The organism is Endozoicomonas arenosclerae (assembly GCF_001562015.1).
In the GTDB taxonomy this organism is placed as follows: Bacteria; Pseudomonadota; Gammaproteobacteria; order Pseudomonadales; family Endozoicomonadaceae; genus Endozoicomonas_A; species Endozoicomonas_A arenosclerae.
Genome location: NZ_LASA01000043.1, coordinates 1 through 3,684, shown reverse-complemented (window position 1 = coordinate 3,684; position 3,684 = coordinate 1). Strand labels below are relative to the sequence as shown.

Annotated in this window: 3 protein-coding genes and 1 pseudogene; 3 read left to right on the top strand and 1 reads right to left on the bottom strand. The window is 47.1% G+C overall.

The features are described from left to right. The first annotated feature begins 396 nt into the window (after positions 1 to 396). The 3 genes from WG89_RS03015 to WG89_RS03005 all read left to right on the top strand — a co-directional run bounded on the left by WG89_RS03015 (position 397) and on the right by WG89_RS03005 (position 3,193). Positions 397 to 1,317: a protein kinase domain-containing protein gene (locus tag WG89_RS03015; RefSeq protein ID WP_062261061.1), complete on the top strand. Its 921-nt coding sequence runs from the start codon at positions 397 to 399 to the stop codon at positions 1,315 to 1,317. Positions 1,318 to 1,383: 66 nt separating this feature from the next. Then, entirely contained in the window at positions 1,384 to 1,860 is a 477-nt protein-coding gene (locus tag WG89_RS03010; protein WP_062261058.1) for a DUF2165 family protein, read from the top strand. Positions 1,861 to 1,936: 76 nt separating this feature from the next. Beyond that, the gene (locus tag WG89_RS03005; protein WP_062261055.1) at positions 1,937 to 3,193 is read left to right on the top strand and encodes an HlyC/CorC family transporter; all 1,257 of its coding nucleotides are present in this window, start codon (positions 1,937 to 1,939) and stop codon (positions 3,191 to 3,193) included. A gap of 254 nt (positions 3,194 to 3,447) precedes the next feature. On the opposite strand, the pseudogene WG89_RS31060 reads toward WG89_RS03005, so the two are convergent. After that, positions 3,448 to 3,684: pseudogene (locus tag WG89_RS31060) on the bottom strand (hypothetical protein); the annotation flags it as partial.

The following is a 3,684-nucleotide window of genomic DNA, read 5'->3' as shown; positions in this document are numbered from 1 at the left end:
TTGCGTATAACTTGAGGCGGATGTTCAGCCTGAAACAAGTGAATGAAGAGCAGTGGTTGGAACTGGTCTTGTTGGCGACTTATCTGTGGCACTATTGGGCTGATCTGAGGCCAAGAGTGAGAAAAATCATAAGGACAAGTTGAAAATGTAATGCGCCGGAGAGGGTTTTATAAGTTCTCTCCGGAATAGTCAGAGTCTGAAATTACTTGAACTGCGTTTATGGGTTCAAGTCCGACAGGCTGCTAGTAATCTCTCTTTTCAGTAATTCTACTGCTCTTACGCATGATGTTGGTCAATCTAACCAACTGGTTAGATTGAAGCCTCTCTATGGTCCAATGGCCTGTCCAGCAAAGTGAGTTAATAATGACAGAACATTCGTGAAGAAAGGGAAGTCTCATGCAAACAATATCATCTCAAGGCCCAGCCAGTACCATCCAAGCGATCAGTTCCTTGCTGATGACTGCTGTATCCAACCTCTATGGCTACTTTTGCAGCAAACCTGTTTGTATTGCCGAACTGGTAACGCCCTATATGAGCAAAAGAGGCAGCTTTCAGAATGAAAATTGTGCACTGGATTTCAGTCAGGCCCGTGAGGCTTCCAAACCCATTACTGTCCGCAAAAGTGCCCGAAGTGAGGTAGCGCGGGATGAAATCGGTAGAGAGAAACTCTGTCTGTCACAAATTGAAAGTGATCATGTTGTCCAGCTGCTTGAGGAAACGGAAAACAGTATTACCATGAATGATGCAGGTATGGATCTGATGGACTTAATGTCGGAATTGCAAGGACCATTGCCCGGTCATATCTTCAGGGCAGTCAGCACTCAGTTCGCCCAGGGGCTTTTGGATACTCACAATGCTGGCGTGTGTCACAATGACCTGAAACCGGATAATCTGGCTATTGATGCGGATGGCGTAGTTCGCATTATCGACTTTGGTCATGCCTCTTCCCCATCAGCCGACCTGGGTATGCCTGGTGAATTTGGTACCGATGGTTACAAGGCTCCGGAATATTTCCATGCTCCTGAAGAACTTTCTGAACAGTCCGATATTTTTGCAGCGGGCGTGACTCTCTGTGAATTGCTGACCGGTAACAATTTTATGCCTGCAGCAACATCCTCGATGAATGCTGCCCAGGTAAACACCAAAATCTGTGAAGACCAGAATTACTTTGAAAGATACGTTACAAGCTATCTAAAGAATACTGCGTCAAAACTGGGTCGATACAAGCCGCTGATTGCTCAAATGTTGAGTTGGGATCCATCCAAAAGGCCTACGGCAGAGCAATTCCAGGCAGCCCTGAAAGAGCTTCACCAGTAAAGTATGTTCGGCGGGTGATTGGCTTAAGATAATCAACCGTCTACTTTATTTGCTATGCAAAATTTAATGACTCTCAGACTCTGTAAAATCCTGCTGGTATCAGCCGCTGCTCTATTCAGTTCGCTGGTGGTCTTCAATAACCTTGTGGACTACCAGAGTAACTATCTCTACGTTATGCACGTTATGTCCATGGATACTACGGGTTATGGTGAGCAAGCCAGCTGGCGGGCCATCCATAATCCCTGGTTGTGGCAAATGGTTTATGGTTTGATCATAGCGATTGAGGCGGCCGTAGCCATACTCTGCTGGTTGGGGGTCATCAAGATGTTGAGGAATGTGCGTGGCGATTTCCACTCCGGTAAACAGCTGGCTGTTCTGGGTTTGACCCTTGGAGTGGTACTTTGGTTTCTGGTTTTCATGGGCATTTCCGGTGAGTGGTTTCTGGCTTGGCAGTCCAAAAGCTGGAACGGTATCCAGCCAGGATTCCGGGTGGCCACCCTGTTTTTGCTGATGTTGATCTTTATCAGTCAGGAAGAAAAATAAAAGTGTTTGGGCTTCGCTGAGCTAAACGTTAGAATCACTGGTTTGATAATCAGAATCTGAACAGGCGATTCCAGTCTTGAGTGAAGCATCTACCAGTCTTCTACTGGCCATTTTGGCCTTTTTAATGTTGCTGTCGGCGTTTTTTTCCAGTTCGGAAACCGGCATGATGGCCATTAACCGGTATCGCCTGCGCCACCTTGTGCGGAAGGACCATAAGGCTGCCAAGCGTACTCATCAGTTACTGGAACGTCCTGACCGTCTGATCGGTGTGATTCTGATCGGCAACAACTTTGTGAATATCCTGGCTTCTGCTCTTGCTACGCTCGTTGCCGTCAGGCTCTGGGGCGACAGCGGAATTGCCATAGCCACTCTGGGCTTGACTGTGGCGGTTCTGATCTTTGGTGAGGTGACGCCCAAAACCGTAGCGGCGCTCTACCCGGAAAAGATTGCCTTTCCTGCGTCCCTCATTCTTACACCGCTGTTAAAATTGCTCTATCCCATGGTGGTGGTATTGAACTGGGTCTGTGGGTTCTTGTTAAGACCTTTTGGTATCAAGCCGGGTCAGGCCTCTGATGATCAGCTGAATGCTGAAGAACTGCGCACTATTGTGACCGATCCGGGGATGCTGCTGCCGCAAAAACGTCGCGGTATGTTGCTGGGGATTCTGGATCTGGAAAAGGTTCGGGTGGATGACATCATGGTGCCCCGAAATGAAGTGATCGGGATTGATATCGATGATGACATCAAGGATATTCTGGAACAGTTACGCGCCTGTCAGCATACGAGACTGCCTGTTTATCGTGGTGATGTGAACAATCTCGTTGGCATGCTGCATATGAGAAAGGTAGCCCGCCTGTTGAGTCAGGAAGAAGTGAACAAGGCCGTTTTACTTCAGGAAACAACTGAACCTTATTACGTACCTGAAAGCACCCCTCTGCACACACAGCTCTTCAATTTCCAGAAAACCAAGGAAAGGGTTGCGTTGGTTGTGGATGAATACGGCGATATCCTCGGCCTGGTCACTCTGGAAGATATTCTGGAAGAAATTGTCGGTGACTTTACCACCGATGTGTCCGATTCCAGTCAGGATATTACCCCTCAGGAAGACGGCAGTTACATCATTGATGGTTCTGCTTCCATTCGAGACATCAACCGTTCGCTGGGCTGGAAACTGCCCACGGAAGAAGCCCGTACTATTAATGGATTGATCACAGAAGAGATGGAGTTTATTCCGGAATCCAGTGTTTGTCTGAAAGTGGGCGAGTACCGCTTTGAGATCATGCAGGTGAAGGACAACCGGGTGAAGGCTGTTAAGATCTTTTCGGCTCGATAATGTTATACCTCGTTCATTAAAATCTCTGTAAGAAAGTAAAACTAAACAGGCTTATATTTTACTTTCTTACAGCTGGTCACTGAATACTGTCAACTTGTAAGCTCTAAGGATTCGTCTCGAAATAACTTCCCGATTTACACATGGATTCCGTTCACCCTGAGGCTCTATGTTTCTTGTCAACCTGCTTTTAGTAATTACATAAGAAATTAGAGCCTCATCGGTGAGAAACTCTCCACTGCAAGAGCCTTAGGTCTTTAATCAGACAGCATAGCTTTTTGCATAATGGGGGAATGATATTGAGCCATATCGAATGTCTTTTGGCTACGCCATACGCTGAATGCTATACGTATCAGCTTGCGCATCACGGCTACCAAAGCCTGGGTACAAGTCATTCTTGATGCATAGTGCTCATACATCGCTTTAAATGCCCCACGACTGGCTGCCATGGCCACATTGTAAAGCAAACGGCGCCCTTCGCTTAAACCCTGCTT

Bases quoted from the DNA above. Each gene is read 5' to 3' on its own strand.
- WG89_RS03010 (WP_062261058.1), top strand. From the start codon at position 1,384: ATGACTCTCAGACTCTGTAAAATCCTGCTGGTATCAGCCGCTGCTCTA.
- WG89_RS03015 (WP_062261061.1), top strand. From the start codon at position 397: ATGCAAACAATATCATCTCAAGGCCCAGCCAGTACCATCCAAGCGATC.